This window comes from Mesorhizobium sp. M1A.F.Ca.IN.020.06.1.1 (assembly GCF_004023265.1).
Lineage (GTDB): Bacteria > Pseudomonadota > Alphaproteobacteria > Rhizobiales > Rhizobiaceae > Mesorhizobium.
This window is the reverse complement of sequence record NZ_RZSR01000649.1, coordinates 1-3,497: the sequence shown is the minus strand read 5'-3', so window position 1 is coordinate 3,497 and position 3,497 is coordinate 1. Positions and strand designations below refer to the sequence as shown.

The window sequence follows — 3,497 nt, the reverse complement described above, 5'->3', positions numbered from 1 at the left end:
TCGTAATATTGCGATGTTCCAACCACTTTCTTCAGTTCCTCGACCGCAGCATTGACCAGCGGGTCCTTGCTTGGCGGGCAGTCGTTGCGAGGCGGGATGGCGCCTTCGGCGGCGAGGAATGCGCCCAGATTTTCCGGCTTGTAGAAATAGGCGAGGAAGTCGCGCGCACCCTGCTTGTTCTTCGCATTCGCCGGAACGTGGATGGAGTTGACCGAAAAATCCTCGTAGCGGGCGACCCCGGGAACGATCTCGGGAAATGGCGCGTAGGCAAGCTGAGGCAAATCCGCTTCCGGAAAGGCGGATCGAACGAAGCCGCCCAGGTCCATCATTGCCGCCTTCTTTTGCGCTAGGGCAGCACCCGCCTGCTCCCATCCGAACGAACTGTGGCTCGGCGAGAAGAAGCCCGCCTTGATCAGATCGTTCCATTTGTCGAAGACTGGCGTCAACATCGGATCGGTGTAGGGAACTTTGCCGTCCATCAGCGCTATGTGCTTGTCGAGCCCGTTGATGCGCAGGTTCATGTGGTCGAACCAGCCGCCCGCCGGCCAAAGCTCCTTGGTGCCCATGCTGATCGGGATCATCTTCGCGGACTTTGCCGCCTCGCCGAAGGCGAGGAAGTCGTTCCAGGTCTTGGGCGGCGTCCAATTTTTTTCGGCGAAGACGTCCTTGCGATAGAAGAGGCCCCAGAGAAGACCTCCCATCGGCAGGCCATACTGCTTGCCGTCGACGGTGACCGCGCTTGTGGTGGCACCGAGTACGCTCTTGTAGTTCTCCTTGGCGAACAGATCGGAGATGTCGTCAAAAAGGCCCTTGTTGACGAAGGCCTTCATGCGGTTGCCGGAAAACCAGAAGCAGATATCCGGAGCGCCGACGACAAGATAGCTGCGGATTGCCGTCTTATGGGCCTCGTGGTCCATGTTGTTGATGACGATCTTGGTGCCTGATTTTGCCTCATACTCGCTCGCCAGCCGCTGCAGGATCTGGCGTTGCTCGACATTGCTGAGGTTGGAAATGATGGTGATTTCCTGAGCCTGCGCCAAGGCCGGGAGGCAAAGACCAGTCGCCGAAGCGGCGAGTGCCGCGCCAGTGCCCTTGAGGAAACGGCGCCTTGTTGTGGTTAACGCGGAAAAGTCGGTGGTCATGGCTTCTATCTCCTCCCTGAGAACAGCCGGATTCCAATTGAACCATGCGAATTCGTAGCGTATGGATGTCAGCATGGTCAATACTTAATTTACAAAATTAATTATGAGGCAGGAATGAAGCTCAAAGGCGATCAGCAAACGGCCCGCGCGATCAACCGGCGGCTGATCCTGAACCTGCTGCGAAGGCAAGGTGCTATAAGCCGCGCCGAAATCGCCTCTGTTACGGGCCTCAGCCCCGCGGCGGTGACGTTCGTCGTGTCTGAATTGCTCGAGGAAAATATTCTGGTGGAAGGGGAGGCGAGTCTTGGCGCGCCGGGACGTCGACCTATCCCGATCAATATAAACTACGCCGGCAGGCTTGTGGCCGGGCTCAAGCTGAAGGTAGGCGGCATCGATTGTGTGCTGACCGATCTTGCCACGACTCCACTTGTTACGAAGCAGGTCGTTGTCCCCGATCTGTCGCCACAAAGTACGGTGGAGGCCTGCGCCTCGGCAGTCGAGGAGCTGGTTTCCGACCGCAGGGCACCGAAAGGCGCCCAGCTCAGCGGGATCGGCATCGCTGTACCAGGCGTCATCGATAACGGTGTCTGCCGGTTGAGCCACCGGTTCAATTGGGCCGATGTGCCGATCGCTGCGATGCTTGCCGAACGCGTGCGCGTACCCGTCTGGGCGGACGACGACACCAACGCATTTGCGCTCGCGCAACAATTGTTCGGACTTGGCCGGCATCATCGCACCGTCGGGGCCCTGGCCATCGGGGCCGGCATCAGCTGCGCGGTGGTCATCGATGGCTCTGTCCATCACGGCGCGAATGGCGCCGCGGGCAAGATGGGTCACTCGACATACGATCCGAACGGGCCGCCATGCGAGTGTGGCAGGCGCGGTTGCCTGCAGACCTTCTTCTCGGAACCGGCCCTGGTGCGGCGATGGAAGGAGGCCAGGCGACTCGCTGGTGAAGTGACGCGCCACGACATGCTGAACGCGGCCAAGACTGGAGACCGGGCAGCCATAGACCTGCTGCAGGAGGCAGGCGAGGGGATTGGACGATACCTGGGCGGTTTCTGCAATATCATCGATCCGGAAGTGATTGTCGGCGGGGGCGAAGCCGTCACCTTTGGCGACTATCTGTTCGGGCCAATGCGCGATGCATTGAAGCGTTATGCCATGTGGAACCCGCCACCGATTACACCCGATTGGGCAGACGATTCCTGGGCGCGTGGCGCCGCGGCGCTTGCGACCCAAAGGCTCTTCGACTTCGAAAGCAGCCCCGGAGAAATCGCCGGCACTGGGCTGCAACGATCAATGGTCAAGTAGCTGCAGGACCAAAGCGGCGTCCTCGTCCCGATTTCGGGCCTTCGTCTCTGCGCGCCTTTCCGTAGCCAACTGTTTGGAAAAGCGATGCTTGGCCGATGGATGAGGTTCGTGCAAAAGGGCGCCGGCCGAATGGAAGAAGACCGGCGCGAAGGTGCCGGTCTTGATGTCGTAACGAGCAGAGGAGGTCGGCGACCTCCGGTCTCGGATTGCCTGAGCAGTCAAGCGGCCTTGAGGTTCTTCAAGGCCTTTTCGAAGGCATCCTTGATCGGCATGGATACGTCTTCGGTGGCTCTCAACATCACCGCCTGCAGGGTCTTGGCCTGCTCGACGGAAGTGTCGATCTGTTTGTTCACGAAAGCGGCCTGCAGCTCGAAGAACTCGGACGGCGACTTCACGGCAACCAGTGCTTCCAGGTGAGCGAAGCCGGCTTCGGCATTGGCTTGCAGAGCTGCAATCGTCTTCAGCGACACCTCGTTGCGGGTGGTCTTGGCCACCTCAAGGGTCGACTCAAAAGCCTTTTGAGTCGTCTCGGCGTTCGATTCCAATTTGGAAAATGCTTCCTTCGCCTGCTCAATGCCCTGTTCGGCGACAGCGCGAACCTGCTCGGTAACCTTGTACGGCTCGTAAGTAGCGGATTCCGCGTTTTCGATCGTTTCGGTCTTGCCGGGGATCTTGGACATTTTCCATCCTTTTCCAGAGAGTGGCATTACACAAAGCCCCCCTGTTTCATCTACGAATTTATGAAGGGGCGAATTGCCGCTCGAGGGCACCACTGCGGCGGCCCGGCGCGCCGCTGGCGGCGATCGGTGCTAACGAGATTGACCGTCACCTTCTTCGACCCAAAAAGGAGCGGCCTCTTCGCAATCCATCGCTGCATTCGACCCTGGCGCGACCTTCTCAGTTATTCTTGTACAGCCAAGACTCCGTCTCATGCCAAAACGGCCAAGGCGTCGGCGAAGAAACGGTCGCCGCCGAAATTGCCTGATTTCAGGGCAAGCAGCAGCTCGCCGTGCGGGCTGCCGAGTGCACGCAGCGCTGGGA

Annotated in this window: 3 protein-coding genes; 1 reads left to right on the top strand and 2 read right to left on the bottom strand. The window is 59.5% G+C overall.

Going from position 1 to position 3,497, the window contains the following annotated elements; genetic code table 11:
• On the bottom strand, positions 1-1,142 hold a 1,142-nt coding region (locus tag EOA60_RS24250; RefSeq protein WP_164899498.1), incomplete at its 3' end, for an ABC transporter substrate-binding protein.
• Between the two features lie 114 nt (positions 1,143-1,256).
• On the opposite strand from EOA60_RS24250, the gene EOA60_RS24245 reads away from it, so the two are divergent.
• On the top strand, positions 1,257-2,456 hold the full coding sequence (locus EOA60_RS24245; protein WP_095826160.1) for an ROK family protein: 1,200 nt from the start codon (positions 1,257-1,259) through the stop codon (positions 2,454-2,456).
• A 218-nt stretch (positions 2,457-2,674) separates the two neighbouring features.
• Here the strand turns inward: EOA60_RS24245 and EOA60_RS24240 are convergent, their stop codons facing one another.
• The gene (locus EOA60_RS24240) at positions 2,675-3,136 is read right to left on the bottom strand and encodes a phasin (RefSeq protein WP_095826161.1); all 462 of its coding nucleotides are present in this window, start codon (positions 3,134-3,136) and stop codon (positions 2,675-2,677) included.
• Between the last annotated feature and the right edge of the window lie 361 nt (positions 3,137-3,497).

What these genes read in the sequence shown, in the direction of transcription:
- EOA60_RS24245 (WP_095826160.1), top strand. Translation starts at nt 1,257, where the DNA reads ATGAAGCTCAAAGGCGATCAGCAAACGGCCCGCGCGATCAACCGGCGG.
- EOA60_RS24240 (WP_095826161.1), bottom strand. Translation starts at nt 3,136, where the DNA reads ATGTCCAAGATCCCCGGCAAGACCGAAACGATCGAAAACGCGGAATCC.